At 72.4% G+C, this 26,682-nt stretch carries 27 protein-coding genes; 6 read left to right on the top strand and 21 right to left on the bottom strand.

Annotated elements, in window-relative coordinates; translation table 11 throughout:
• Positions 1 to 5: 5 nt before the first annotated feature.
• From ACFYYW_RS36700 to ACFYYW_RS36690, 3 genes are all read right to left on the bottom strand, one after another.
• On the bottom strand, positions 6 to 782 hold the full coding sequence (locus tag ACFYYW_RS36700; protein WP_364419940.1) for a methyltransferase domain-containing protein: 777 nt from the start codon (positions 780 to 782) through the stop codon (positions 6 to 8).
• 176 nt (positions 783 to 958) lie between these two features.
• On the bottom strand, positions 959 to 2,122 hold the full coding sequence (locus ACFYYW_RS36695; protein ID WP_387655923.1) for a cytochrome P450: 1,164 nt from the start codon (positions 2,120 to 2,122) through the stop codon (positions 959 to 961).
• A 277-nt stretch (positions 2,123 to 2,399) separates the two neighbouring features.
• The gene (locus ACFYYW_RS36690) at positions 2,400 to 3,350 is read right to left on the bottom strand and encodes a LuxR C-terminal-related transcriptional regulator (RefSeq protein WP_387655920.1); all 951 of its coding nucleotides are present in this window, start codon (positions 3,348 to 3,350) and stop codon (positions 2,400 to 2,402) included.
• Between the two features lie 149 nt (positions 3,351 to 3,499).
• Between ACFYYW_RS36690 and ACFYYW_RS36685 the strand changes: the two genes are divergently transcribed.
• Positions 3,500 to 3,748, top strand: a complete 249-nt coding sequence (locus ACFYYW_RS36685) for a heavy metal-associated domain-containing protein (protein ID WP_352360044.1) — start codon at positions 3,500 to 3,502, stop codon at positions 3,746 to 3,748.
• Positions 3,749 to 3,802: 54 nt separating this feature from the next.
• Complete coding sequence (locus tag ACFYYW_RS36680) at positions 3,803 to 4,120, top strand: transposase (protein WP_387656470.1); 318 nt, start codon at positions 3,803 to 3,805, stop codon at positions 4,118 to 4,120.
• 60 nt (positions 4,121 to 4,180) lie between these two features.
• Here ACFYYW_RS36680 and ACFYYW_RS36675 read toward each other — a convergent pair whose 3' ends face one another.
• The 7 genes from ACFYYW_RS36675 to ACFYYW_RS36645 all read right to left on the bottom strand — a co-directional run bounded on the left by ACFYYW_RS36675 (position 4,181) and on the right by ACFYYW_RS36645 (position 12,246).
• Entirely contained in the window at positions 4,181 to 5,923 is a 1,743-nt protein-coding gene (locus ACFYYW_RS36675; protein ID WP_387655916.1) for a leucine-rich repeat domain-containing protein, read from the bottom strand.
• Positions 5,924 to 6,037: 114 nt separating this feature from the next.
• A complete protein-coding gene (locus ACFYYW_RS36670; RefSeq protein WP_387655914.1) occupies positions 6,038 to 6,895 on the bottom strand; it encodes a fumarylacetoacetate hydrolase family protein in 858 nt (285 codons plus the stop codon).
• Between the two features lie 31 nt (positions 6,896 to 6,926).
• Positions 6,927 to 7,985, bottom strand: a complete 1,059-nt coding sequence (locus ACFYYW_RS36665; protein WP_387655912.1) for a Gfo/Idh/MocA family protein — start codon at positions 7,983 to 7,985, stop codon at positions 6,927 to 6,929.
• A gap of 52 nt (positions 7,986 to 8,037) precedes the next feature.
• On the bottom strand, positions 8,038 to 8,868 hold the full coding sequence (locus ACFYYW_RS36660) for a carbohydrate ABC transporter permease (protein ID WP_387655910.1): 831 nt from the start codon (positions 8,866 to 8,868) through the stop codon (positions 8,038 to 8,040).
• Positions 8,869 to 8,872: 4 nt separating this feature from the next.
• Positions 8,873 to 9,805: a carbohydrate ABC transporter permease gene (locus tag ACFYYW_RS36655; RefSeq protein WP_387655908.1), complete on the bottom strand. Its 933-nt coding sequence runs from the start codon at positions 9,803 to 9,805 to the stop codon at positions 8,873 to 8,875.
• Positions 9,806 to 9,892: 87 nt separating this feature from the next.
• Positions 9,893 to 10,777: a 3-keto-5-aminohexanoate cleavage protein gene (locus ACFYYW_RS36650; RefSeq protein WP_387655905.1), complete on the bottom strand. Its 885-nt coding sequence runs from the start codon at positions 10,775 to 10,777 to the stop codon at positions 9,893 to 9,895.
• A 95-nt stretch (positions 10,778 to 10,872) separates the two neighbouring features.
• Complete coding sequence (locus tag ACFYYW_RS36645; RefSeq protein ID WP_387655902.1) at positions 10,873 to 12,246, bottom strand: ABC transporter substrate-binding protein; 1,374 nt, start codon at positions 12,244 to 12,246, stop codon at positions 10,873 to 10,875.
• Positions 12,247 to 12,640: 394 nt separating this feature from the next.
• Here ACFYYW_RS36645 and ACFYYW_RS36640 point away from each other — a divergent pair, with 394 nt between their 5' ends.
• From ACFYYW_RS36640 to ACFYYW_RS36630, 3 genes are read left to right on the top strand one after another with little or no spacing between them, the layout of a single operon-like run.
• Positions 12,641 to 13,681 carry an alcohol dehydrogenase catalytic domain-containing protein gene (locus ACFYYW_RS36640; protein ID WP_387655899.1) on the top strand — a complete coding sequence of 347 codons (1,041 nt, stop codon included), beginning with the start codon at positions 12,641 to 12,643 and terminating at the stop codon, positions 13,679 to 13,681.
• Positions 13,678 to 14,535, top strand: coding sequence for a sugar phosphate isomerase/epimerase family protein (locus ACFYYW_RS36635; RefSeq protein ID WP_387655897.1), 858 nt, complete (start codon positions 13,678 to 13,680; stop codon positions 14,533 to 14,535). Before ACFYYW_RS36640 ends, ACFYYW_RS36635 begins: the two co-directional genes overlap by 4 nt.
• Positions 14,532 to 15,296 carry an IclR family transcriptional regulator gene (locus ACFYYW_RS36630; protein ID WP_387655894.1) on the top strand — a complete coding sequence of 255 codons (765 nt, stop codon included), beginning with the start codon at positions 14,532 to 14,534 and terminating at the stop codon, positions 15,294 to 15,296. The genes ACFYYW_RS36635 and ACFYYW_RS36630 overlap by 4 nt, the downstream gene beginning before the upstream one ends.
• Positions 15,297 to 15,311: 15 nt before the next feature.
• Here ACFYYW_RS36630 and ACFYYW_RS36625 read toward each other — a convergent pair whose 3' ends face one another.
• From ACFYYW_RS36625 to ACFYYW_RS36585, 9 genes are all read right to left on the bottom strand, one after another.
• Positions 15,312 to 15,431, bottom strand: a complete 120-nt coding sequence (locus ACFYYW_RS36625) for a GNAT family N-acetyltransferase (RefSeq protein ID WP_387656467.1) — start codon at positions 15,429 to 15,431, stop codon at positions 15,312 to 15,314.
• Positions 15,432 to 15,461: 30 nt separating this feature from the next.
• Positions 15,462 to 16,283, bottom strand: a complete 822-nt coding sequence (locus ACFYYW_RS36620) for a class I SAM-dependent methyltransferase (RefSeq protein WP_387655892.1) — start codon at positions 16,281 to 16,283, stop codon at positions 15,462 to 15,464.
• A 4-nt stretch (positions 16,284 to 16,287) separates the two neighbouring features.
• Entirely contained in the window at positions 16,288 to 16,923 is a 636-nt protein-coding gene (locus ACFYYW_RS36615; RefSeq protein ID WP_387655889.1) for a TetR family transcriptional regulator, read from the bottom strand.
• A 93-nt stretch (positions 16,924 to 17,016) separates the two neighbouring features.
• Positions 17,017 to 18,189: a hypothetical protein gene (locus ACFYYW_RS36610; RefSeq protein ID WP_387655887.1), complete on the bottom strand. Its 1,173-nt coding sequence runs from the start codon at positions 18,187 to 18,189 to the stop codon at positions 17,017 to 17,019.
• A complete protein-coding gene (locus ACFYYW_RS36605) occupies positions 18,186 to 18,695 on the bottom strand; it encodes a SigE family RNA polymerase sigma factor (protein WP_387655884.1) in 510 nt (169 codons plus the stop codon). The genes ACFYYW_RS36610 and ACFYYW_RS36605 overlap by 4 nt, the downstream gene beginning before the upstream one ends.
• A 97-nt stretch (positions 18,696 to 18,792) precedes the next feature.
• Entirely contained in the window at positions 18,793 to 19,983 is a 1,191-nt protein-coding gene (locus ACFYYW_RS36600; protein ID WP_387655882.1) for a hypothetical protein, read from the bottom strand.
• Complete coding sequence (locus ACFYYW_RS36595) at positions 19,980 to 20,507, bottom strand: sigma-70 family RNA polymerase sigma factor (RefSeq protein WP_387655880.1); 528 nt, start codon at positions 20,505 to 20,507, stop codon at positions 19,980 to 19,982. Before ACFYYW_RS36595 ends, ACFYYW_RS36600 begins: the two co-directional genes overlap by 4 nt.
• A gap of 53 nt (positions 20,508 to 20,560) precedes the next feature.
• Entirely contained in the window at positions 20,561 to 21,391 is an 831-nt protein-coding gene (locus ACFYYW_RS36590; RefSeq protein WP_387655877.1) for a patatin-like phospholipase family protein, read from the bottom strand.
• A 40-nt stretch (positions 21,392 to 21,431) separates the two neighbouring features.
• The gene (locus ACFYYW_RS36585; RefSeq protein ID WP_352330704.1) at positions 21,432 to 22,421 is read right to left on the bottom strand and encodes a helix-turn-helix domain-containing protein; all 990 of its coding nucleotides are present in this window, start codon (positions 22,419 to 22,421) and stop codon (positions 21,432 to 21,434) included.
• Between the two features lie 119 nt (positions 22,422 to 22,540).
• Here ACFYYW_RS36585 and ACFYYW_RS36580 point away from each other — a divergent pair, with 119 nt between their 5' ends.
• Positions 22,541 to 23,665: a WD40/YVTN/BNR-like repeat-containing protein gene (locus ACFYYW_RS36580; protein WP_387655872.1), complete on the top strand. Its 1,125-nt coding sequence runs from the start codon at positions 22,541 to 22,543 to the stop codon at positions 23,663 to 23,665.
• A 60-nt stretch (positions 23,666 to 23,725) separates the two neighbouring features.
• Here ACFYYW_RS36580 and ACFYYW_RS36575 read toward each other — a convergent pair whose 3' ends face one another.
• Both ACFYYW_RS36575 and ACFYYW_RS36570 read right to left on the bottom strand, forming a co-directional pair.
• Entirely contained in the window at positions 23,726 to 24,667 is a 942-nt protein-coding gene (locus ACFYYW_RS36575; RefSeq protein WP_387655869.1) for a threonine/serine dehydratase, read from the bottom strand.
• Positions 24,664 to 26,682: MFS transporter (locus ACFYYW_RS36570; RefSeq protein ID WP_387655866.1), on the bottom strand; the 2,019-nt coding region annotated here is incomplete at its 5' end. The genes ACFYYW_RS36575 and ACFYYW_RS36570, both read right to left, overlap by 4 nt.

Genomic DNA, 26,682 nt, shown 5'->3' with positions numbered 1-26,682 from the left:
GAACCTCAGGCGGGACGGGCGACGTACAGGATCCGGTCGTGGGCCTCCTCGTCGGCCGGGTCGCGCACCGTGGTGCCCACCAGCCCGTGGGCGGCCACCACGCGCAGCCCGGCCAGCTCGGCGGCCCGGCGCACCGTACGGTCGGAGTGGTGGCGCTGCACGTGCCGCATCGACAGCCGCTCCCAGCCCGCGCCGGCCCGTTCGAACAGGTCGAACTGGGTGATCACCATCTCGTCGGCCTCGATCCGCGGCGAGTGCGCGAACCAGGCCACGTACCGGTCACCGCGGTCGGCGACCACCGGGACGCCGAACGTGCGCCGGTAGTAGCCGATGGTGTTCAGGTCGAAGACCACCAGCCCGCCCGGGGTGAGCCGGTCGCGCGCCGCCGCCAGCGCCTGTCGCAACTGGCCGGCGCTCGTCAGGTACGTCAGGGGCACGTCCACGCAGGCGACCACGTCGAAGCCGGACAGTTCGGGCGGAGGGCTCAGGAGTGATCCGACCAGGAACGGGATGCCGTCGGCGCCCGGTCGCCGCCGCGCGGTCGCCGCCATCGCCGGGGACAGGTCGTAGCCGGTCACCTCGAATCCCCGCTTCTTGAACGCCGTGCTGCTGCGGCCGGTGCCGCAACCGGCGTCCAGCAGCCGCCGCCCCCCGTCGCCGTGCCGCTCCACCGCCTCGGTGAAGCGGTCCACCAGCGCCTCGGTGTCCATCTGCGCGTTCAGCTCGTCGTAGCGGGCGGCGACGCCTTCGTAGGCCGCCAGGGTCTCCTCGACATGCGACATGCGTGCCTCCTGAACGGCCGGCGGGCCGGGTGACCGCGCCGGGCCCTCGGCCCGGCGCGGCCGCTCGGACTCGGTTACCAGATGTACCAGGCCTGCCGGTTGACCCGGCGGCCGGTGACGCGGCGCAGCAGCTTCCTCATGGGGGATCACCTCCTTCCTCGACGAACCGCTGGTGGTCAGGTCTGGCGTGCCGTGCGGCGCAACCGGAAGGGCGGGGGCGTGATGATGCCCTCGACGTGCGGCCGCCCGGTGCCGCCGCGCACCTCCAGGTGGGCGTGGTCGGTCAGGGCGGCCAGCAGGTCGGTGGCCAGCGCCTGGGCGACGCCCGCTCCCGCGCAGGTGAACGGGCCGCCGCCGAAGGGCAGGTAGGGGCCGCGGGGCTCGGGGCCGTCCCAGCGGCCGGGCCGGAACGTGGTGGCCCGCGGCCAGTGCCGCTCGTCGCGGTGGAGGAGGTAGGGGCAGACGGACACGCTGTCGCCCGGCTCCAGCGGCACGCCGCCGACCTGGTGGGCCCTGCGCACCGGGCGGCCGAGCAGCCAGGCCACCGGCCACAGCCGCAGCGACTCGCGTACGGCCGACTCGGGCGGCACGGCGGCCAGGTCGACGCCGTGGGCCGCCGCCGACAGCAGCGCCCAGGCCACCGCGTGGCCCACCGGCGCGATCGAGGTGCGGAAGAGCAGCAGGTACACCTGCGCCACGTGCTCGGCGGGCGTCTCGGGCGGGGTGGCGCCCAGGACGGCGTCCAGCAGGTCGCCGGGCCGCGCCTCGCCCGCCTGCTCGCTCCGCCGGGCGCGCGCCTCGGCGGCGACCGTCCGCACGACGCGGGCCCACAGGGCGCGCCGCGACAACCGCGCGAGCCGGCCGGCGGGACGGATCAGCACCTCGCGCCGCACGACGTGCGTCATCAGCTCCCGCAGGGCGGCCGGGCTGTCCGGCCGCAGCAGGGCGTCGGCCAGGAACCGGTGCACGGCGGCCCGCCCGGCCGACGGCCACTCGCTGACCTCGCCGAGCTCCGCCACGACCGCGGGCAGCCGCTCACGGCGGGCGGCCACGTGGGCGCGCAACGTCGTGCGGGCCGCCCGGCCGATCGCCACCTGCGTCGCCCGCGGCCCGAGCAGCCCGCCGCCGACGTGGAAGAACCCGGACACCTCGTCGTAGTCGCCCGCCTCGTCGTGCAGGATCCGCAGGGCCTGCGCGGGGTCGGCCACGCACAGCGACCCGTCGTCGGGCAGGCGGAACACCGGCCCGCGCGCGTCCGCCGCCCGCTCCACGAACCCCAGCGGGTCGCGACGGTAGTGCCGCGCCGCGCCGCGCGGCCACGGGCGCTCCTGTTCGGGCACGATCCGATCCGGTTCTCCGACCGTCGTCATCCCACCTGCCCCATGCCATCCGTGAATCGGGTGTACACGCAGGCGGCGCAGGCGCGCCCCCCAGGAGAACGGTGTCGCACGGCCGCCCCGGCCGGACGCCACGAAAACCAGGAACAGCGGCAGTGTACAGGCCGGGTCCCGGCACGCCGGTGGCCAAGTGATCAATGGGATCAGCGTGATCACATTGACCAATGTCACCGGCGTGCCGAGCCCGTCACCTCCGGGTCGGGCGGGGTGTCTCCCCGGCTCAGATCCAGCCGAGCTTGGCGGCGCGGACGCCTGCCTGGAAGCGGCTGTCGGCGCCGAGCTGGGCGGTCAGCTCGGCCACGACCCTGGTCACCGTGCGGTTCGAGACGCCCAGGGCGCGGGCGATGGCGTCGTCCTTGGCGCCGGTGGCCAGCAGGCGCAGCACCGCGCGCTGCTGCTCGTTGAGCTCTTCGCCGTCGGCTGCCCTGGGGACGTCGCCCGGTTCCGAGGCGGTCATCCAGCAGTAGTCGAACAGGGCGGCGTAGGAGGCGACCAGCCCGCGGCCCTCGATGAGCATCGCGCCCGCCATGAGGTCGCCGGGCATCACCTCGACCACGGCCAGCTCGCGGTCCAGCATGATCAGCCGTACCGGGACGAACGGCATGGTGCGCACCTCGACCCCGCCCTCCAGCATGCCCTGGACGTGCTCGCGCATCACCGGCTGGGCCAGCTGGCTCTGGGCGTGCATGATGCGCACCCGCACGCCGCGGGCCACGGCGCCGACGTCCTCGGCGCGGGAGTCCCGCAGCCGTTCGGGCTCCCAGGCGTGCGGCATGTGCATGCCCATGATCTCCTCGCGGGCCCGTTCCGTCGCCGCCCGCAGCTTCACGCGCAGGGCCTCCACGTTGGAGCGGGGGAAGAACTCGACGCGGGCGTCCTGGGGGTCGCCGTCCAGGCGCAGGTAGTGCTCGGTGAGCTCCCTGGAGGCCGCCCGCTGCTCGGCGAGCATCCCGAGCAGCTCCTCGCCGCCGAGCAGCATGCGGCTGAGCGCCGCCATCGCGTCGACGGCGATCTCGGCGCCGGGGTTGAGCAGGCCGAGCCGGGTCAGCCGGTCGCGTGCCCGGTCGACCTCGGCGCCGCGCAGCCCGAGGCCGGCGGCGGCCGCGCCGAACGACTCCCGGTGCCGGCGCATGCGGGTGTACACGCGCCTGGCGGTGGCCTCGTCGCTCACGTGCCTCTCCTGTCCGCTTCCCGCCATGGCGGGAAAGGGAAGTCGTATTCGCTGTCGTCGCCGCTCGCCGTGCGGCAAGCTCAGAAAAGGGTACGGCGTGGTGAAACGCACCCCATACCCAACCCCTGTACGGCACTTCGGAGGACTAAATGATCACCCTTGTCCACAGCCTCGTCACCTACGGCATCCCCGACCTGAACACCGGGAGCTGCGCCACCTGCGTGGAGGCGGTGAAGCGGGAGCTGGCCCTGATCCCGGGGGTGGTGGGCGTGGACGTGAACCTGGCGGCCGGCCGGGTGAGCGTGCTCACCGAGGGCCCGGTCGAGGAGAGCTTCATCGTGGCGGCCATCGAGGACGCCGGTTGCGAGACCGACCGCCTGCCCGGCTGGCGTTCCTAGGGCGGGTTTGAGAACCCTGTCGCGTTGATCGCGCTGCACCGGGATGATCTCGGTGTGGCGCGTGGGGACTTGAGTGATGCGCAGTGGGCGGTGCTGGAGCCGTTGTTGCCGGTGGCGGCAACGGGCCGACCAGCGTCGTTCCAGCGCAGGCTGATCGACGGCGTCCGGCATCGCGGGCGGACCGGTGTGCCCTGGCGTGACCTGCCCGAGGAGTACGGTCCATGGCAGACGGTGTACTCACTGTTCCGGCGCCGGCAGCGTGGGGGCGTGCGGGCGGCGCGGCGACAGTCCACAGCTCGTGCCCGTGGCCGCGACCAGACGGCCGGGCGGAGACGTCTACTTGGCCACCGAACAGATCGCGGCGACGGGTGAGTGGCTGTGATCCCCGGCGACCGGCTCCGCCGTCATGCCGGCCACGCCGGCCTCGAACGCCTACTCGAAGTCGATCTGGGCGGTCGGGTGTGCGGCGGTGATCCGGTCGCGGACCGCCCTTGGGAACAGGTTGCCGTACAAGTTGGCCGCCGCCAGATCGGGGAGCGTGTCGAAATCTGCCGGCAGGTCGTTGAGCTGATTGAACCTCAGGTCGACGATCCGCAGCCGACGGAACGTTCCGATCCCGGCGAAGTGCTCGGGCTTGAGCTTGAGGCGCTTGGTGTTCCGCTGCCACCGGCTGATCCGGAGCTCCTCGAGTCCGGGCAGCTCCATGGCGAACAGCTCCCGCAGGAAATCGTGCGACGGCAGGGGCGTGCCGGCGCGGCGGCTGTGTCCGCCGAAGCCGAGGACCCGCAGCGCGGGCAGGCGGCCGAGGTCGGGCAGCGGGTCGCGCAGCAGACCGAGGCTGTCGCCGAGGTCGAGCTCTTCGAGGCGGGTCAACCGCAGCAGGCTGTCGGGGACGGTGTCGAAGTAGTTGCCGCTCAGGTCGAGCCGGCGCAGGTTCGGGAAGGTGGTGACGGCCTCGGGGAAGGTCCGCAGGAAGTAGTGGCTCCCGCCGGTCATGGACACCTCCTCGACGGCGGCCAGCCCGTGCGCCGAGTCGGGGAACACGACGTCGGTCCCGTCGGCGACCAGCTTGCGCAGCGCGACCAGGTCGCCGAAGGCGTCCGGCAGGACGAACCGCGTCACCTCCGGCAGGTTCCACTCCGACCCCGACTCCGTGTCGACGGAGACGGACAGGTAGGAGATGTCGAGTTCCTCCAGAGCGGTGAGCCGGCCGATGGCGGCCGGCAGGGTGAACTCGACCGTGTCCAGGTCCGGGTCCCGGTTGCCGGCGACGCACAGCGTCCGGAGCGCGGCCAGGTCGCCGATCGATTCCGGCAGGGCGGTCAGCTCGCATTTGCGCACCGACAGGTGCTCCAGCCGGGTGAGCGTCCCGAGCGCCTCGGGCAGCCCGCCGATCGGGTTGCCGTCCAGGATCAGGGTACGAAGCCACGGCATCCGGAGCACCTCGGCGGGAAACTCCTTGAGGTTGCGACCGGTCAGATCGAGGTGCTCCACCCGGTCGGCCCGGGACCGGGACACGTCGGCTTCGGCCGACTCGGCCGCCGTCCGGGCTCCGGGCCGCAGGACCGGCAGCCCGGCCCGCAGCCGGTCCAGGAACGCATCGACGTCCAGACAGCGGTTCTCCGCGTCGACGACCTCGGGCACGAACGCCTCGACGATGCCCGGCTTGGTGTAGTCGGCGTCCTTGGCGTCGCCGAAGTTGTCCACCCAGCGCCCGCCGACGGCGTGCACGTCCATGGCGTGATCGAAGACGATCACCCAAGGGGTCTCGACGGTCCCGGTCCGTAGCCGGCCGTGGTTGTAACAGCCGTAGACGAGGTGCGTGAAGGCGCCGTCGTGGATGTAGATCTCGCAGTCGCCGGCCTCCAGGGTCTCGGCCTCGGTGCGACCGCCGACGTAGAGTCCGGGATGGTCCTCATAGAGCGCGATCGGGCCGTTGACCGTCAGATCGCCGGTGATCACGATCAGCTCGACGTCGTCCTCGTCGTCCCCGCTTCGCAGGGCATTGACGGCGTCCAGGAAGTCCCCGTCGACCGCGAGATCGCCGTCGAAGAACAGCACGCTGTCATGGTCGGACGACTCTCCTCCGCTCTCGAACGCGGCGGACAACGCGCCGCTCAGACGGGCGTCGGCGTCGGCGTAGGACAGGGACGCGGGGGTGGCGCATATCGACATGGCGACGAGCATAGGTCCGCGCTGTGACAGCCCAACGGGAAGTCCAGCTCCGTCGTGAGGCTGCGGCCGGGGGGCGGCCCGTCCGGACGGTTCAGGGCGGGCCGCGCCGGTCGGTCAGGGGGTGGCCACGACCGACTGCCTCTGGCGGCCCAGGCCGTCGATGCCGAGCTCCATCCGGTCGCCCGGCCGCAGGTAGACGGGCGGGTCGAAGCCCATGCCGACACCCGCGGGCGTGCCGGTGTTGATCAGGTCGCCGGGTTCGAGCGCCATGAACCGGCTCAGGTAGCGCACGACGAAGACGGGGTCGAACAACATGTGGGCCGTCGAGCCGGTCTGGCGGCGTTGCCCGTTGACGTCGAGCCACATGCCCAGGTCGTCGACCTCGCCGAGCTCGTCCGGCGTGACCAGCCAGGGGCCGCACGGGTTGAACGTCGGGGCCGACTTGCCCTTGACCCACTGGCCGCCGTGGCGCAGCTGGAAGTCGCGCTCGCTGACGTCGTTGACCAGCACGTACCCGGCGATCGCGGCGCGCGCCTCCTCGTCGCTCTCCAGGTAGTGAGCCCGGGCGCCGATCACGACGCCGAGCTCCACCTCCCAGTCGGTGGCCGAGGAGCCGCGCGGGATGTGCACGTCGTCGTCGGGCCCGACCAGCGTGTTCGGCGCCTTGGTGAACACGATCGGCTCGGCCGGCGGCTCCTGGCCCGACTCGGCGGCGTGGTCGGCGTAGTTGAGGCCGACGCACAGGATCTGGTGCGGACGGGCGATCGGCGCGCCGACGCGTTCACCGGCGAAGCGGCGGGCCGCGCCGGCGGCCACCCGGTCGGCGACGGTCGCGGCGAGCCCGTCCAGCCCGGCGGCGAAGAAGGAGCCGTCGAAGTCGGCGACCACGTCGGACACGTCGATGTAGGTCTCGTCGTCGATCGCGACGACCGGACGTTCGGCGCCGGCGGCGCCGATGCGCATGAGTCTCATGGGGAGGTCCAGATTCTGCTGTGGGGGCGGATCAGAGCTGCGCGCCGGCCGGGACGGTGACCGTCTTCCCGGACTGGATGGACTCGTAGGCGGCCTCGACGACGCGCATGGCGTAGACGGCGTCGCCGGAGTCGATCAGCGGCGGGCGTCCCTCCACCAGGGCGCGCACGTAGTCGGTGACCTCGGTGATCACGGACTCGTAGTGCCAGCCGCCGGGGTGCCAGGCGTCGGGGCCGAAGGGCACCTCGGCGACCGCCTCGCCCTGGTAGTCGTGCTGGCCGCGGAAGATCTTGACCACCGGGTCGGACATCTGGTCCACCAGGATGCCGCCCTCGGTGCCGTAGAGCTCCAGGCGCTCGCTGTGCGGGACCTCCGAGACGGAGGTGAAGCCGCACGAGAAGTGGGCGCCGCTGCGCATGCGGCCGTACACCTCGGCGGTGTCCTCGATCTCGTTGTCGAGCGGGAACACCTTCCTGGAGACGCCGGTCAGCTCCTCGAACTCGCCGAGCAGCCACTTGAGCAGGTAGAACGAGTGGGCGCCGGTGTCCATGACCAGGCCGCCGCCGAGCTTGTACTGGGTCCGCCAGTAGCCGGGCATCGACAGGTGGGCCTTCTCGTTGGAGCGCAGGTACGTCCTGGCGTGGATGACCTCACCGATGGCGCCCTCGCTCAGCAGCCGGTGCACGGCCTGGTAGGCCGCGATGTACCGGCTGTTCTCGGCGACCATGAAGTGCACGCCGGTCTCGGCCGCCCGGCGCTGGATGGCCACCGACTGCTCGTACGTCGGCGCGACGGGCTTCTCCAGGATCAGGTGCTTGCCGGCGTCCAGCACCGCCATCGCGGCGTCGTAGTGCAGGTGGTGGGGGAGGATCAGGTCCACCACGTCCACCCGCGGGTCGTCGATCAGGTCCTGGAGGCCGGTGTAGGTCTTGGCGCCGAACTCGGCGGTGAAGGCCGACGCCGCCCCGGGGTCGACGTCGCAGCCGGCCACGAGGTCGACCACGTCGGACATGCGCTGGTAGGCCGCCGCGTGCGTCTTCGAGATCAGCCCGAGACCCGCGATGCCGACGCCCGGCTTCGACACTGACATGTGAATTCTCCTGTAGAGGATGTGACGAATGGATGGTTGGTGGGCGCCGGCCTCAGCCCTTGAGTGAGCCGGCGAGCACGTCGGCGCCGTACCGGCGCTGGAGGAGGTAGTAGACGATCATCACCGGCAGCGCGACCATGATCGCGGCGGCGCAGGTGATCTGGTAGTTGCTGCCGTACTGCAGGCCGACGAAGAAGTTGAGCGCGGCGGGCACCATGCGCAGCTCCGGCTGGGAGATCATCACGACCGCGAGCAGCAGGTTGTTCCACGTCCAGATGAACAGGATGGTGGCCAGGGCGAAGATCGGCGAGCTGGCCGTGGGCACGACCACCCGCCACAGCGTCTGCCACCGGTTCGACCCGTCCGTCCGCGCGGCCTCCAGCAGCTCGCGGGGGAAGGACGTGAAGAACGACGTCATCCAGTACGTGCCGAAGGCCATCGAGCCGCCGATGCACGGCAGCATCATCGACCAGTAGGTGTCGATCAGGTCGTAGGCCCTGAACTGGTAGTAGAGCGGGATCACGGTCGCCTCGTACGGCACGATCAGCCCGAGCACGAACAGCGGGAACAGCAGCGACGAGCCGCGGAACCGCATCGTCCCGAAGGCGTAGCCGGTCAGGATCGAGAAGAAGACCGACACGCTCACCACCACCCCGGACAGCAGGACGCTGTTGAGCAGCGAGCGCCCGATGCCGGCGTCCGGGTTGTCCCAGGCGCTGACGAAGCTGTCCAGGGACCACCGGCTCGGCCAGGCCAGCCCGCTCACGGACGCGTCCGGCGGGTTGAAGGCGACGAGCGTCGTGGAGATGAAGGGGTAGATCGCGAAGGCCGCGAACAGGAGCAGGACCACGTAGGACATGGTGTTGCTGCGGCGGGAGACCATCGTGTTATTCCGATCTGACGAGCCGGTTGACCAGGCCGACGCCGATGAAGATGACCAGGGTGAGCAGCACGGCGATGGCCGCTCCCGGACCGATCTGCCCGTTGACGAAGACGTCGCGGTACATCATCAGCGACGGCGTGGTGGTGGCGTAGCCGGGGCCGCCCTGCGTCGCCATCAGGGGCAGGTCGAAGATGCGCAGGGACAGGGTGAGGGTCATCACCAGCGACACGCGCAGCTCGTGGCGGATGCCGGGCAGGGTCACGGTGAAGAACTCGCGCACCGGTCCCGCGCCGTCGATGCGCGCGGCCTCGTACAGCTCCTTCGGGATGTGCTGCGTGCCGGACAGCAGCATGACCACGACGAAGCCGAACGTCGCCCACAGCGCGACGACGCCCAGGGCGGGCAGCGCCAGGCCGGCGTCGCCGAGGAACGGCCGCACCAGGTCGGCGCCGAGGACGGCCTTGATGATCGCGTTGAGCGAGCCGTCCAGCGAGTAGAGCCAGCGCCAGGCGATCGCGACGACCGCCAGGGCGATCGTGTACGGCAGGAAGAACACGAACCGGAAGAAGCTCAGCCCCCGGATCCTGGTCCGCGCGATGATGCCGACGAGCAGCAGGGCGAGCGCCACCGGCAGCACGCAGCCGAAGACGACGAAGACGAGCGAGACCCGCAACGAGGTCCAGGTGTTCGGATCGGTCAGCACCTGGAGGTAGTTGTCGAGCCCGACCCACGTCTGCGGCGAGAGCCCGTCCCATTCGAGGAACGACAGGCGGACCGTGTCGGCGATGGGCACGAGGACGAACAGCGCGTAGAAGATGAATCCGGGCAGGATGAGCAGGTACGGCATCCCGCGGACCTCGCCCCGCCGGACTCCCCGGCGGGGGCGCCTGCCGGCGGGGGTCGCCGGGCCGGCGTCTGTGGTGACCGTGACGGCCATGGTGCGATCCACTTCCCTACGTGGCGCGCCCGGCGCGGCGCGGTCTTTCCGCGCCGCACCGGGGCGCCGGCGTGTCCTGACGGATTCCTAGGCGCTCTGGCCGGCGGCCGCGGCCGCCGGCTGGGCCGCGCCCTGCCGCGCGGGCAGGCCGATGATCTCGCGGGCCTCGTCGGGGGTCGCCACCTCGCGGCCCATCAGGTGCGCGATCTTGACGATCTCGTCGACGAGCTCGGCGTTGGAGCGCGACGGCGATCCGTCCGGCAGGTACGGGTTGTCCTCCCAGCCGACCCGTACGTGGCCGCCCAGGCTCATGGCCATGGCCAGCAGGCGCCACTGCATCTTCGGGTTCATCACGCTGACGTTCCAGTTGACCCGCGGCGGCAGGTGCCGGACCAGGTACAGCAGGGAGTCCTCGGTGGGGGGCGTCCACGCGCCGCCGGGCCAGCCCAGGAACAGGGTCGTCCAGACCGGGTCGTCGAGCAGGCCCTGGTCGCGGATGAACTCCAGGTTCCAGAACGCGCCGGTGTAGAAGGACTCGACCTCGGGCTTGACGCCGTGTTCCTTGGCCGCCTTGCAGAAGGCCTCCAGCTCGGGGCGGGTGTGGATGGCGTACTGCTCGTTGGCGGGATAGGCCGGGTCGGGCCGGAAGTACTCGTCGTGCACGTTGAAGGCGTAGGACATCATGTCCGGGCGCAGCTTCATGAGCGCGACCTTCTCCTCCAGCCGGGCGCTGGCGATGCCGAACTGGATGATCGAGTCGCGCTCGGCGCGGATGCGGTCGGTCAGGTCGGCCCAGCCGTCGTAGTCGGTGCGGGAGAGCTGGCGGCCGTCCTCCTGGATCGAGTCCTCCAGGTAGTGCACGCCGTGGTGGTGGACGAGCGACGCGCCGGAGTCGATCGCCCGTACGTACTCACCGGCGACGGCGGGCACGTCGTCGATCCTCGGCATGCCCTTGAAACCGGGATACGACATGGAACAGTCGACGGTTACGGTGATGACTACCTTGTCCACGAACAGCCTTTCTCACGGGGGGGACGGGGCCGGCGCCTCGTGCGCCGCCCGCCGGGTCAGGAACGGGTCTTCATGTAGTCGGCCCAGTTCTTCTGGACCGACTCGTTGTACTGCTTGGGCGTGATCTCGCCCGACAGCAGCCGCTGGGCCTCGGCGCCCTGGAAGGTCAGCATCGTCGGGGTCGGCCAGTCCTCCCAGGTGAACAGGCCGTTCTCGGACGACAGCCGCTCGTAGGCGTCCACCATCTGCTTCAGCAGCGGGTCGTCGATCTTGGCGTTGACGCCCGCCTTGGTCGCCGACGGACGGCCGGCCGCGATCTGGGCCGCGACAGCCTCCTCGCCGGCGGTCACGTAGTCGATGAACGCCGCCGCGCAGTCGGGGTACTTGGTCTTGGCCGAGATGCTGAAGGGCAGGCTGTAGCCGCCGACGGCCGCGTGCTTGCCGCTGTCGCCGGCCGGGAAGAGCATGAAGCCGGCGTCGTCGCCCAGGGCCTTGCCGACGTCGCCGAGGGCCCAGGAGCCGGTGACGAAGAAGGCGGACTGGCCCTTGCCGAAGCGGCTGGTGGCGTCGGTGAAGCTGGTCGCCAGCGCGTCGGAGTTGAAGTAGCCCTTCTCCATCCAGGCGCGGAAGTCGGTCGAGCCCTTCAGGTGGCCGTCGTCGTCGTAGGTGCTGCCGGGCTTGTTGTAGACCCAGTTGTTGATCGTGTCCGGGGCGACGTACCAGCCGTTGAACAGCGACAGGTTGTGCAGCGCCGGCCACTTCTCCGAGTCGCCGAGCATGACGGGGGTGACGCCGGCCGCCTTGGCCTTGTCCAGCGCCTGGAGGAAGGCCGCCTTGTCGTCGAGGCCGGCCGGGTCGATGCCCAGCTTGCCCAGGACGGCCTTGTTGTAGAACACGCCGACGTACTGGATGGCGGGCGGGACGGCGACGAGGCTGCCCTCGCCCAGCGCCTTGCCGTCGGCGGTGAACCTGTTGACCGTCAGCGCCGATTCGGGGAACTTCCCGGCCCACCCGAACGCCTTGGCGTACGGGTCCAGGTTCAGCAGCAGGCCCGCCTTCCACAGGGCGCCGTTGATGGCCCAGCCGGAGTTGCCCTGCATGACGTCGGGCGGGTTGTTGCCGGACATCACCAGCTTGATGGTGCTGGCCGAGGAGGCCCAGTCCTTGATCTGCAGGTCGACCGTGACGTTCTTGTTGGCCGCCTGGAAGGACTTCACCTGCTCCTTGAAGCCGTTGGCGATGGCCTCGCCGGCCTCCGACATGCCGACGGTGAGCTTGACGGTGCCGTACTTGGCGCACGACGTGCCCACGTCCGTCGGCGCGGCGGCCGGCTTGGTGGTGATCGAGGAGCCGGCGCAGCCCGTGGCGCCGATGGCGGCGGCGGTGGCGACAGCGGTCAGAGCTCGTGCGGAGCGATGGTGTCGGAGCATCCTGTCCTCCTTGAAATGAGCCATGAAGCCTCCGGGGCAGGGGGTTTCCGGAGGGATTTCGATGGCGGTGACTCCTCGCGTCCTGAAGTCTCATCCACAAGGTCGGCGACGAAGAGCACCTGCGGGCGGCCGTTGGGGGGCTCGACCTCTCGCTGTGATCAGCAGCGAGGTGTTGCGTCAGACGAACTGTGTTGCACCAAGGGACGTTAGTGGTGCCCGACGCTATGGGGGACATTCCAGGCATGTCAACCCCCGTGACCCGCATGTTTCCTGGCAATTCACTGCTCAGTGCATTCGGACAATGTGTTGCGTGAGACGTCAAGGGGTTGCATCTTTCGCAACACTTGTGGATGCTGTGGTGCACACCGAACCTGCCCCCGGAAGAAGGCGCCCAGTGGGAGCACCGTCAGCCACGGCCACCATGCAGGCCGCCGTGGCCACCTCGATCCCGAGCGAACGGCTCGCCGTCACGCGCGTGCCGCGTCCGGCGCCCGAGAGCGATGACGAGGTCGTCCTGCGGGTGCACGCCTGCGGCATCTGCGGCACCGACCTGCACGTCCTGGCCGGGCACTCCTACCGGCCCGAGACGCCCTTCGTGCTCGGCCACGAGCCGGTCGGGGTGGTCGTGGAGGCCGGCGCCGGGGCCCGGGAATGGCTCGGCCGCCGGGCCACCATCACCCTGTTCACCGGCGAGGGCTCGTGCGCGGCGTGCCGGGCCGGCGACGAGCGGCTCTGCCCGGAGCTGGTGTCGATCACCGGCGTGCTCGGCGCCTGGGGCGGCTACGCCGACCACCTGCGTGTCCGGGCGGCCCAGCTCGTCGAGCTGCCGTCGCGGCTGTCGTGGGAGGAGGCCGCCTCGCTGGTCGACGGCGGGGCGACCGCCGCCAACAGCGTCCGGGTGGCGCTGGAGCACGATCCGCGCCGCGTGCTCGTCCTCGGCGCCGGGCCCATCGGCCACCTGTGCGCCGAGCTGCTGCGCGTGCGCGGCGTGCCCGTCCAGGTCGTCGAGCCCGGTCCGCTGCGCCGCCGGGCGCTGCAGGCCGTCGGCCACGACGTCGTCGCCTCGATCGAGGAGGCCGGCGTGCCCGTGGACGCCGTCATCGACTGCACGGGCGTGCCCGCCGTCCTGGCGCCGGGCCTGGACGCTCTGAACCCGCACGGCACATACCTGCTGGCCGGGTACGCTCGCGTCCCGGACGTGGACTTCGCCGTCGTCGCGCGCAAGGAGGCCCGCATCCGGGGCATCCGGTCGGGCCGCCGCGAGGACCTGGAGTCGATCATCGTGCTGGCCGCGGCCGGGAAGATCCGGCTCTCACCGACCGCCCGGTGGCGGCTGTCCGAGGTGAACGACGCGCTCGACGCGCTTCGCGCCCGGCAGGTCCCCGGCAAGGCGGTCATCGTCCCTGACAGCGTCTGGAAGGAAGAAGTGGCATGAAGATCGCTCTTGACCCGGCGATGCTCCAGGGCAGGCCGGTCGAGCTCGCCGCCCGCGCGGCCGCCGAGGCCGGCTACCGCCATCTGGAGATGGGCAACCGCGACGACTTCATCCCGGCGTTCGGCCCCATGCACGCCTCGGCGGCCGAGCTGCGCGGCTTCCGCGACGCGGCGGACGCCTGCGGCGTCGAGATCGTCTCGGTCGCGGTGATCCAGGCGTGGTCCAGCCCCGACGAGGACGTCCGCAGGCAGGCCGTCGCCTGGTGGCGGGACGGCATCGCCGCCGCCGTGGAGCTCGGCTGCCGGCGGATCAACACCGAGCTGTCCGGCCACCCGGACCAGCCCGACGCCTGCCGGAAGGCGTTCCTGCGCTCGATCGAGGACCTGCTTCCGGTGCTCGAACGCGAGGACGTCGAGCTCGTCGCCGAGCCGCACCCGTGGGACTTCGTCGAGACCACCGCCGGCGCGGTGGACCTGATCAAGGAGATCGGCAGCCCGCGGCTGCGCTACCTGCACTGCGTGCCGCACGCCTACCACCTCCAGGGCAGCACCACCGAGCAGGTGGAGTACGCCCGCGGCTGGTTCGACCACGTGCACGTCGCCGACACCTTCCGGCCCGGCCGCACCATCGTCAACCCGCCGGGCGTCCCGTGCCGGATCCACCAGCACTTCGACCTGGGCCGCGGCGAGATCGACTGGGCCGAGGTGCGCCGGGCGCTCGCGTCGGTCGAGTTCGACGGCATCCTCACCGTGCAGGTCTTCGGCTGGGAGGACCAGGCCGAGAGATCCTTCAGGGCCAACCGCGAAGCAGTTGATCACCTCTTCGGCCTGAACGGCGGACAATCCTTGTCATGACGACGAACCAGGGCCCCAGTACGAACGACCTCTCCGACGGCCGTACCGCCTCTCCCATACAGCGCGCGCTGCGGGCGCTGGAACTGCTCTCCGGCGAACCGCTGACCGCCGCCGAGCTCGCCCGCGAGCTCGACGTCAACCGCAGCACCGCCCTGCGGCTGCTCGCCGAGCTGGTCGCCACGGGGTACGTGGCCCGCAACGAGGCGACCAAGCGCTACACGATCGTCCCGGCCAAGTTCTACGGGCTCATCCAGGCGCCGGAGACCGACTGGAGCCAGATCATCGACCCGGTGCTCGCCTCGATCCGCGACGAGTGCGGCGACGCGACGATCCTGGCGGTGCCGGCCAAGGACACGATGGTCTACCTCGCCTTCTTCCCCACCCGGCACGTGGTGGCCGTCTCCGAACAGTTAGGGACGATCCGGCCGATGCACTGCTCGGCGCTGGGGAAGGCCTACCTGTCGGCCCTCGACCCCGAGGCCCTGGACACCCACCTGGCCCGCCTGTCCTACGCGGGCGGCACGGAGAAGGCCGCCAAGGGCCCCATCGAGCTGCGGCGCCGGGTGGAGGAGTCCCGCGAGGCCCGCTACGCGGTCGACCGGGACGAGACCTTCGACGGCGTCCGGTGCGTCGCGGTGCCGGTGCGCATCCGCGGCTCCCTGATCGGCGCGGCCGGCATCTCCGGCCCGTCCAGCCGCCTGTCCGACGCCCGCATCCCGCAGCTCGGGCAGTACCTGGCCGCGTCCATGTCGGGACTGTGACCCCGGCGGGCGCGGTCAGGCGCGCAACACGGCCGTCGCGGCCTCGAACGCGAAGCCCGCGCCCCACGCGCCGCGGCGCAGCAGGTAACCCAGCTCCAGTTCGCCGCCGTTACCTCGGGATCGGTGGAGAGCCAGTCGAAGGTAGGGCCGGGCCGAGCCCGTGGCTCAGAAGCGGTAGTGCTGGACGGCGGTGCCCTTGCGGGACAGGGACGTGCTCCAGGAGGTCAGCCGGCTCGCCAGCCGGGTCGTCCACGGGTAGCCGGCGACCTCGGGCTCGCGGGTCAGGAAGATCTCGCGCACCAGCTTCAGCCGGGGCTCCAGGCGCTCGATGTCCTGCGGCGTGTCGTATCCGGGCGACTTCAGGAAGGGCGCGACGGACCGGGTGCCGGGATACCTCCTGGCCGCCCACACGTGGAACCTCGTGTAGCCGTTGAAGCAGATCTCGCCCTCGGGGAAGTGGCGGATGAGCCGGTCGAGGAGGGTGGCCAGCTCCTCCTGCGACAGGAACCCGATCAGCCCGTCGGCGACGATCACGGCCGGACGGTCGGAGGGCACCTCGTCCAGCCAGTGCGGGTCGTTGAGGTCGCGGCCGATGACATGGGCGTGCGGCCGCTCCGGCAGCAGCCGGCGCCGGGCCTCGGCCACGCCGGGCAGGTCGACGTCGTACCAGTCGACGGTGGGCGGCGGGTCGACGCGGTGGACGCGGGTGTCGAGCCCGGCGCCGAGGTCGAGCCCGACCGCGTCGGGACGGCGGGCGACGAACCGCCGCACGATGTCGTCCATGACCAGGGAGCGGTGGGCGATGCCCACGACGGGGCTGGCGGAGAGCTTGAACCGGGCGGCGTCCAGGTCGAGTCTCGCGGCCAGGTCGTAGGCCGTCCGGTCGCGCAGGATCGGGTGCTCGGCCCGGTAGTCGAGCGCCTTGCCGGCCAGCGTGAGCCAGAGCGTGTTCTCCAGCGGCGTGAGGCCGGGGAGGGGGATGGTCATCGTGTCAGTCCTCTTCCTGTGGTGAGTCGTCGAGGGCGGCCCGGGCGGCCTTGAGGGCGGCGTCGTCGGTGAACAGCCCGTGGGTGTAGAGCTCCAGCGTGGGCAGCGCGAGGCGGCGCAGCACGTCGGGGCCGAACTGCTCGTGGCCCAGCGCGCGCGCCAGGGACGGCGGCATGGTCAGCGTGGCCACGCTGTTGAGCACGGTCAGCACCGCCAGCGCCCGCACGTCGGAGGACGGCCGCATCGAGCCGTCGGCGATCCCGGCCCGCAGGACCTGCTCCGACTCCTCCACCAGCGTCTCGACGAACGTGGCCGCGGCGGGTGTGTCCTCCTCGATCGCGCGCAGCATGTACCGCACCTGGAGGCGGTACTCCTCCGGGTTGGACAGGTACTCGCGGAAGAGGTCCTGCATGCCGCTCGGGCGGGCGCGGCCGGCCCGCCGGACCAGGACGCCGAGCACGTGGCCGTCGCAGGCGCTCCGGAGCTTCTCCTTGCTGCCGAAGTGGTGGATGACCAGGGCGGGGCTCACCCCGGCGGTCGCCGCCACGGCGCGCAGGTTGGTCCTGGCGAAGCCGTCACGGGCGAAGTGCGCGATGGCCGCGTTGCGGATCTTGGCCTGAGCGGTCAGGTCTGAACACATGTTCAGTAGACTAAACACATGTTCAGTGGCTGGCAAGTGGCACGGGAAAGCCCCGTGCCCGAGGGGGCACGGGGCTCGGGGCCGACGACGGAGCTAGTTCCGGCGGGTGAGCACCCACTGCCAGGTCTCGTCGCCGCCGCGGTCGCGGCTGCCGGTGAGCTGGATCATCCGCTCACCGTCGGCGCTCGCCAGCGCCAGGCCGTTGTCGAACTCGTTCTTGCACGCGCCCGCGCACCCCAGCACCACCACGTTCTCGTTGTCGGCCCAGGCCAGGTGCTGCAGCACCAGCTGCCGGCCCGGCACCGACGGCGGCAGGTCTCGGTCCAGCACCAGCCTGCCGTCGGGCGAGACCTTCGACCAGCCCGAGTAGTCGATGTACCGGTCGCCGGCCGGGCCGTCGCGGCGGGCGCCGTCGAGGCCGAGCCACAACCTGTCGGGCATGGTGTCGGTGGGCTCCCAGAGCATGGACCCGTCCAGGCTCCAGCCGAGGTCCTGGCGCGCGTTCATGTTCCCGGGGTTGTCGTCGCGGTCCAGCGACGGCAGCGGGTGGTAGGCGGCCTGGCCGGTGGCCACGTCGATGACGTAGTAGCCGATCCGGGGCTGGGCGAACTCCTCGACGGTGTAGGAGTTCTTGTCCATCTGCTTGCGGCTCCGCTCCGGGTACCGCGAGTACGCCGTGGCCAGCACCCTGGTGCCGTCCGGCGACCAGACCAGCGAGCCGACGTCGTGCTCCAGGTCGATCCAGGCCAGGGCCTGCCGGGTGTTCATGTCGACGATCCCCACCCGCCTGCCGATCCGCTCGCCCTGGAGCACCGCGGCGAGCTGGAGCCCCGGCGCCACGTCCAGCCAGGCCCACGGCGTCTTCTCGTAGCCGTCGGAGCGGGGGTCGTACAGGTGCCAGGTGCGCCGCACGCGCTCGCCGCCGCCGGGCGTCTTCTCCAGCCAGGTGGTGAAGTAGGCGGAGACGGCCACGTCCCCCGCCGCCACGAACTTCTTCGGCGGCGCGTTCTCGACGTCGGCCCGCACGTCCGTGGACGTCACCGAGGGGCGGACGGGCACGGTGACCCCGTTCGCCGGGCGTACGGTCGTGCTCCGGCCGTGCAGCCCGACGGCCAGCACCGCCACGACGACGGCCAGCCCGGCGGCCAGCGCCACCGCCATGACCGGCGGCCGGGCACGCCGCCGTAGCGCCCGGTCGGCCAGGTCGTGCGGCAGCCGCACCTCGTCGGCCCACTCCTCCATGGTGTCGCGAAGCAGCCGGTTCATGTGGTGACCTCCAGTTCCGCAGCCAGTTCCGGGGCGATCTGCCGCAGCCGGGCGAGCGACCGGAACGTGGTGCTCCGCACCGTGCCGACCGAGCAGGACAACATGGCGGCGATCCGGTCCTCCGGCAGGTCCTCGAAGTAACGCAGCACCAGCACGGCGCGCTGCCTCGGGGTGAGCCGGGCCAGGGCGGCGCGCAGCACCATGCGCAGGTCGCTCTGGTGCGTGCCGTCGGCCCCCGGCCGGTCGGGCAGCTCCGCCTGGACCACCTCGCCGCGCCGCCCGATCGCGCGCCACCAGTTCACCTGCTGCCGGTACATGATCTGCCGGACGTACGCCTCGGGGGCGTCCACCTGCCGCCACCGGGCCGCCAGCTTGGCCAGCGCCGCCTGCACGAGATCCTCCGCCGCGTGCTGGTCGCCGCCGCTGAGCATGAAGCCGAGCCGCATCAGGGCAGGCGAGCGCGCAGAGACGAACTCGCGGAAGCCTTGCTCGTCCGCAGGGTCCACGACCACCTCCTAACGTGTGAATGACACCCCTGAGACGCGCGCGGGCGGCTCCCGCTATGCCTGTCCGGCCGGACGATTCCCGGGCGGCGGCCCTCGCTCAGCGGCCGGCCGCCTTCAGGTCGATCACCACCTGGGCGCCCCGCGCCGTCCGGAACCAGACCATGCCCTCCTGGGCGTGCAGGGTGGGCGGGGCCTTGTCGCCCCTGCGCGTCGGCACGGGGAACAGCCGGCCGGTGCGCTTCGTGGCGACGTCGTGCAGGGCCAGAACCTGGCCGCCGCCGGCGTCCTTCTGGTTGAGCAGGACGAAGCGGCCGGAGATGAGCGTTCCCGTGGCGTTGCCGGGCAGGTCGCGGCGGTCCGTCCCGTCGCGCCGCCAGGCCGTCGTCCTGTTGAGGCACCACACCGGGCCGCAGTCGGTCCACGACGAGCGCTTCTTGGCCGCGACGGCGTTCCTGGACCGGCCGGTGAGCACGTTCTTCAGATGCTCCAGAGGCCGGTCGATGGGATGGTCGACCGTCCGGTCGTGCGCCGGCCAGCCGGCCCAGGGCCACTCGACCAGGTAGAAGCCCCTCGTCCCGCTGATCAGGGACACGTTCCCGCCCTTGAGCGGGGCCCGGTAGACGCCGCCGTCGGCGGGCGACCACACGGCCATGCCGCCGGCGATGGCCAGCTTCCTGATCCCGGTGTAGGCGTTGTCGCTGGTCAGCACGGCCGTCAGCGCCGCGATCCGCTGCGGGACGCCCCCGGTGACGGGCACCGCCCAGATCTCCGACCGGTCGTCCCTGAGCGTCGACCAGGCCAGGTAGCCGTCGCCGAAGACCAGCGGCTCGTTCATGACCGTGACGTCCTGCAGCGGCGCGACCTGGGTGAACACGCGCTTGTCGAGGTCGTACGACCAGATGCCGTCGAGCCGGTTGCCGGTGAGCCCCCGGCCGGCCACCACCCGGTCGGCGACGAACACGTCCGGCGTGAAGGTGCGGCCGCCGGGGCCGGTCGCCGGGATCTCGTGCACCGCGCCCGGCCACACCTTCTCGACCGGCGGCGACAGGCTGCCGGCGGCCGCCGGGGCCGCGGCGGACGGCGGCGGGGAGCCGATCGTCCGGGTCCCCAGGACGGTGACGCCCACCACGGCGGCGGTCGCGGTCGCCACCGCCACCGGCGCCCACCACCACCGGGCCGCCGCCGGCCCCCGGCGCGGCGACGGCGCCACCAACGGCCGCCCGTCGTCCTGAACGGTTTCCGCCCTGGCCGCCATCGCGTCCCTGAGCCGGTCCTCGATCGTGGTCATGCTCGGCCTCCCAGTTCGCGCTCAAGCCGCTCCAGAGCTCTGGACGCGGTGGACCGTACCGTGCTCTGCCGCAGGCGCGTCGCCTCGGCGATGTCCGCGTCGGACAGGTCGAGGTAGTAACGCAGGACGAGAACCTCGCGCTGCCGCCGGGGCAACCGGCCGAGCGCCGCGAGCATCTCCTGCCGCGACTCGCCCAGGAGCGCGATCGTCTCGGCCGAGTCCACCGGGTCGTCGCGCCGCCGCAGGATCGCCCTGGCGGCGACGCTGCGCCTGCGCAGCAGCGAGCGCGAGGCGTTCAGCACGCAGACCCGCACGTACGGCAGGGTGAGGGTTGCCGGGCTCTTGCCGTGCAACCTGGAGAAGACGTCCTGGACGACGTCCTCGGCGCTCTCCCGATCGCCCACGAGCAGCAGGGCCAGGCGGACGAGGGCGAGCCGGTGCTCCCGGTACAGGCCGGCCACCACCGCGTCGGCGGCGTCGGCCGGCGGCGGCGGGGACGCGCGGGCGACGATCTCAAGTTTCATGCACAGGGAACGCGCACCTGCCCCGATCCGCTGCGTGCCGGGCACGCCCCGGTTCAGGCCGGGGCGGAGCGGCCCGGCAGGTACGGCCCGACCAGGTCGGCGAGCCCGGCGGACTGGCGGTGCCCCTCCAGGTACACCCGCCCCCACCGGCTCCGGTCGCCGAGGTCCGGCCCGAACGCCGCCAGCGCGGCCTCGTCGGGCAGGATCCGCACGCCCCGCTCGATCTCCGGGCCCGGGAACAGGTGCCCGAGCGGCTCGACGAGGACGATCGTGCCCGCGCCCGCGGCGAGGTGCGCGTTGGACCCGCCGCCGAGCGCGCCGTCCATGTACCGGCGCGCGCCGACGGTGATCGGGGCGGCGTGGCCGGGGGCGGCGCTGCTGGCGGCGACGGCGGCGTGCAGCGGGACGCCGCTGTCGCCGCCCCAGACCACCGGCTCGCCGCTGACGGCGTCCACGGCGGTGATCAGCAGCGGGCGGGCGGGCCAGGGGCCGGTGCCGACGAGCCGTCGCATGGCGGTCAGGTGGTCTTCCTCCGGCAGCGCGTCGGCCTCCAGGGCGAGCGCGCCGGCCTGGCGCAGCGCCTCCCGCGGGTCGGCGCCGGGCGCGTTGAGGATCTGCAGGACGCGGGGCATCACGGTCGGGTCCCCGGCCCGCCGGCCCGCAGGCGCGGGCGGCAGGTCGGCGAGCTCGTCCAGGTCTCGTCCGGTGGCCAGGGCGGCGGCGGTGATCGCGCCCGCCGAGGTGCCGACGAGCAGGTCGGCGTCCGCGAGCTCCACGCCCGCCGCGCGCAGGCCCGCCGCCAGGCCGAGCAGCCAGGCCGTGCCCACCGGACCGCCCGGCCCCAGGACGACGGCGACGTCGGCGGCGCTCGCTGTGAAGATCATGCCCCGATGCTACAAGGCTCCTGTCCGTCCGGACCGGCGGTCAGGCGTCCACGTCGCACCAGCCGCGGCGGGCCGCGAGCAGGCCGGCCTGGAAGCGGGTACGGGCGCCGAGCCGGTCCATCAGCTCGCTGACCCGGCGGTGCACCGTGCGCAGGCTCACCCCGAGCTGGCGGGCGACCGCCTCGTCCTTGAGCCCGGCCGCGAGCAGCGTGAACAGCTCGGGGTCCGGCAGGTCCGCCGGGCGGGAGCGCGCGTCGTAGAGCGGGAGCGGCAGCGCCGTCCGCCACAGGACCTCGAACAGGGTGACCAGCGCGTCGAGCAGCGACGAGGAGTGCACGATGACCGCGCTGCCGGAGTGGGCCGAGGCGTCGGCGTTCAGCGGCAGGATGGCGGTCCTGCGGTCGGCGATGGCCAGCTTCATGGGCACTTCGGGGCTCACCCTGGCCTGCTCCCCGGCCGCCGCCGACTCCTGGGCGAGACGGAGCTTGCCGGGGATCTCCAGGGCCGAGGCGTCGTAGATGCCGCGCACCACGAGGCCGTGCGCGAGGCGTTCCATCTCGGGGGCGTTCTGCTGGGAGGGGTCCTGGGCGTACGGGGGCCGGTCGAGCACCAGGAGCTCCTCGGTCGCGGTCTGCTGCAACTGGGTGAACCGCTGCACCACGGCCGCCTGCCCCTGGACGACCTCGACCAGCTCCTCGGGGGCCAGGTTCTCCGTCCGCGGCGTCTCGGCCAGCAGCGCGAGCGCGGCCAGCCTGGCCTGGGCCAGCCCCTCCTCGCGGCGGGAGATGAGGGCGGCCACCGCCACGTCGGGCCTGGTCGGCACGTACCGGACCGGGCGGCCGGCCATGCGGCTGACCAGGCCCAGCGCCTCCAGCCGGGAGCACGCCCGGCGCAGGGCCACGGTGCTGCGGCCGGTGTGCGTGGCCAGCTCGGGCAGCGTGGTGCGCGGCCGGCGCAACAGGGTGCGGTAGATCTGCTCGTCCTCGGCGTCCACGCCGACGGCGGCGAGGGCGTTGTCATCCGCGTTCATGATCGAACAGTGTGTCAGATGCCTGCCATGGCGTGAACCAGCCGCGGTCAGACCTAGCCTGAGCATCGAATTCACCGATAGGAACGAACGCGTACCAGATTCCTGTCGGGGAGGCAGTGTTGAAGAAGGCGTTCACCATCGGGCTCGCGACCGCGCTGACGGTCTTGTCCGCCGCCACGCCCGCCATGGCGAGGACCTCCAGTGAGGGTTTCGACGGCTCGGGCTGGAGCCGGCCGGTCTGCCAGACGGTCGCCGGTGACGGCTCCGTGACGTACGCGTGGAACGACGGCAAGAAGATCGCGTCCACCAGCAAGGTGCTCGGCCCGGTCGTCTACACCACCGGGCTGGTCGCGCTCGACCGGCCGAACCAGTTGCTGGCCATGTCCAACCGGCAGTTGCTGGCCTCCAAGGACGCGGGTTGCACCTGGAACGTGGCCGGCGAGGTCAAGGGCTCCTACATCGAGCTGGTCGCCGCCCAGGGCGGCCGGGCCTACGCCTGGGACCGCGACGGCAACCTGGCGCTCGCCACGCCCGAGGGCGTCACGCCGCTCAGCGGGCCGGGCGGCGACCTGATCGGGATCGGCGTGGACCGGGGCGACGGCGACCGCCTGCGGGCGTCCGACCTGCAGGGCCAGCTGCACGAGTCGCGGGACGGCGGGCGCACCTGGCAGCCCGTCGGGGTGCCGGCCTGGTCACCCAGCGACACCCGCATGTCCTACACGGCGGTGTTCGACCCGCAGGACCTGGACCACGTGGTGCTCGGCGCCTCCGACACCGGCGCCCGCGTCACCTTCGACGGCGGTCGCACCTGGACCTCGGCGGCGGGGCTGGCCGGGGACGGCGAACGGGTCAACGTGTTCAGCGCCGCGATCTCCCCGGCCGCCGGGAACGTCGTGTGGGCGATGGGGCTCAACCTGGCGGAGCTGGACGCCGGCGTGCCGTCCGGCGGCCGGCACATCTACCGCTCGGACGACGGCGGCCGGAACTTCACCCCCGCCGTGGACCAGGACGCGGTGGTGACGATCCCCAACGGCCCGCTGCTCGCCCCGCACCCGAAGGACGCGGACGTCCTCTACTTCGACTTCGGGACCGGATGGTCGGCGATCGGCACGGACATCTACAAGTACGAGTCCCGCAAGGACCGCGTCACCGTCAACCACAACGCCTACGACCGGGTCACCTCGATCGCCTTCAACCCCGCGCACCCGAGCGTGATGTACCTGGGGGTCTCCGAAGAGGCGTAGCGGCCGTCCCGCCCTCGCGTCCCATGGGACCGCAGCCGTCATGGGACGCGCGGGCGGGCGTCACTCCGCCTGCCGGGCCGCCGGCTGGAGGGCGGGCGCCACGTTGCCGCCGGAGATGATCGCCACGACCGGCCCGTCCGGCAGAAGCGCCTGATGGGCCAGGTAGGCGGCGGTGGTCACGGCCCCGCTGGGCTCGGCCCGCTCGCCCAGCCGGTCCCACAGCAGGTCGGCGGCGGCGTCGATGTCGTCCTCGCGAACGGTCAGCATGTCGTCGACGTGCCGCCGGATGTGCTCCCAGGCCAGTTCGCCGAGGACGGGGCCGCGCAACCCGTCGGCCCGGGTGCGGTAGGTCAGCTCCACCGGCCAGGCCGTCCGGCTGCCGCTGCGGAAGCTGGCCGCGCCGTCGGCGGCGAGCTCGGGCTCGACGCCGATCACGGTGATCGCGGGGTCGGCGGCCTTGGCCGCCACCGCGACGCCGGCCAGCAGCCCGCCGTTGCAGACGGGCACCAGGATCGTGCCCGCCTCCGGCAGGTCGAGCGCGATCTCCGCCCCGGCGCTGCCGTGCCCGGCGATCACGTCGAAGTCGTCGGAACGCACGACGGTCGCCCCGAGATGGTCGGCCAGCGCCAGGCAGGTGATCTCGCGCAGCGCCGGCGGCACGATGACCACCTCGGCGCCGAGCCCGCGGGCGGCCTCCACCTTGAGCTCCGGCGCGGTGTCGGGCAGGACGACGGTGGCCCGCAGGCCGTGCCGGGCGGCGGCGTAGGCGATGGCCTGGGCGTGGTTGCCCGAGGACTGGGCCACGACATGCGTGATGCCCCGCCCGGCCAGCCGGGCCACCGCGTTCGCGGCCCCGCGCACCTTGAACGAGGCGGTGGGCTGCCGGTTCTCGGGCTTGAGCCACAGGCGTTCGCCGGGCAGCCGCAGCAGCGGCGTGCGCCGGACGAACGGGGCGATGCGGGCCGCGGCGGCCCGCACGTCGGACGCGGATACCAAGGTCATCCGTTCAGCACCTTCTCCTGGATCGCGTTCAGGTCGGCGGCGGCCTCCGAGGGCGGCGCCGCGTCGGGGATGAGGTCCTCGATGTGGTGCAGCTGCCGGTGACGCAGCCCGAGCAGGCCCCAGATCACCAGCAGGACGCCGCTGGCCAGCAACACCGCCGCGGCGCCGCCGCCGGGCCGGGAGGTCAGCGGCTCCGCCCATTCGGCCAGCGGCCCGGCCGACAGGAAGCCCAGCGGCTGCATGGCCGTGGCCAGCATGACGTTCACCGCCAGCACCCGGCCCTGCAGATCCGGGCCCACCTTGGTCTGGATGACCGACAGCCAGTGCGCGTTGCCGATGCTCATGCAGGCCAGCCGGACGAACAGGCCGACCGCGACCAGCCCCACGACCGGCCACGCGCCCATCAGGACGACACCGACCCCGGAGCCGATCACGAAGGCGATCATGCCGGTCGCCCGGCGGCGGCTGCCGCCCCACACCAGGATCACGCCCGTGCCCACCGCCACGCCGAGACCTCCGGCGGCCGTCACCACGCCCAGGTCGGCCGAGCTGCCGATGGACAACACGATCGGGGTGATGAGCACCCACATCAGCGCGGTGCAGAAGTTGACCACCGCGAAGAAGACCGCCATCACCAGCAGCGGCCGCCGCCGGCGGATGAAGCGCCATCCGCCGCTCAGCGCGGCCCGGAAGCTCTCCTCACGCCGGTGGAACAGCCGGTCGGGGAACCTGACGGCGAGCAGCGTGCCCACGCCGATCGCGAAGGTGGCCACGTCGATGGAGATCACGGCCGACAACCCGAACAGGCCGATCAGCGCGCCGCCCGCGAGCGGCGCGACCACGTTGCCCGCGCCGAACCCCAGGTTGGCCATGGCGTTGGCCTGCGGCAGGTACGGCTTGGGCACCAGCTGCGCGATCGCGGCCAGGTAGGCGGGCTGGTGGAACGCCGTCACCATCGAGGTGACGGCGACGACGAGACAGACGTTCCACAACTCCAGCCGGCCGGTCGCCATCAGCAGCACCAGCGCCCCCATCGCCAGCCCGGACAGGGCGTCGCAGGCGAGCATGATCCGCCGCCGGTCCACCCGGTCGGCCAGCGCGCCGCCCAGCGGGGTGAGCAGCACGGCCGGGATCTGCGCCAGCATCGTGACCAGCGCGAGGTCCAGGATCTCGCCGCTGCGCTGGTAGGCCCAGATGCCCAGCGCGAAGGCGCTGAGCGCGTTGCCCACCGCCGACGCGAACTGTCCGCCGGCGACGGTGTAGAAGGAGCGCAGGCCGGTCCGGTCCGGCGCGCGCACCGGATCCGGGAGCTCGCCGTCCGACCAGCGCCGTAGCTGGTCGAACAGCAGGGCGGCCAGCGGCTCGGCCTGATGACGCAGGAAGTAGTGACCGGCCCTGGGCAGCACGGCGTGCGCCACCCTCGACGCGAAGGCTCCCCATTCGGCGTAGCGCTCCTCGTGCAGCTGGGTGGCCCGGTCCCGCTCGCCCACCAGGCACAGGATCGGCGCGGTCAGTCGCGGGCCGTCGGCGGCCAGCTCCCGGGTGAACCACTCCTGCGCCTGCGTGGAGTCGTGGCGCATGGCGCGCACCGCGGTCGCCTTGGCGGCCTCGTCCATGTCGTCGAGCAGCCCGCCGGAGGCGCGCAGCGCGTCGCGGAACAGCCGGTCGGAGACCAGACGGTCGCCGCGGAACAGCTTCCTGGCCAGGCCGGGCAGCCGTGCGGCCGGGAAGCTGGCGGCGGCGATCACGCCCAGCACGGGCACGCCGTCGGCCTCCAGCTTCCGCGCGAGCGCGACGGCGGGCGCGGAGCCCACGCAGTGGCCGTAGATCGCGACCGGGCCCGACGCGGTCGCCGCCACCTCGGCGGCCAGCACATCCACCAGCTCCGCCAGCGGCAGCGGCAGCTCGTCGGACCTGGCGGGGTCGTGGCCGGGCAGCTCGGCGGACAGCACCTCCACCCGGTCGCCCAGCGCCCGGGCCAGCGGCTGGTACACCGCCGCCGACCCGCCGCCGTA

The organism is Nonomuraea sp. NPDC001831 (assembly GCF_042892035.1).
Classification (GTDB): domain Bacteria; phylum Actinomycetota; class Actinomycetes; order Streptosporangiales; family Streptosporangiaceae; genus Nonomuraea.
This window is presented reverse-complemented; position numbering and strand designations above follow the sequence as displayed.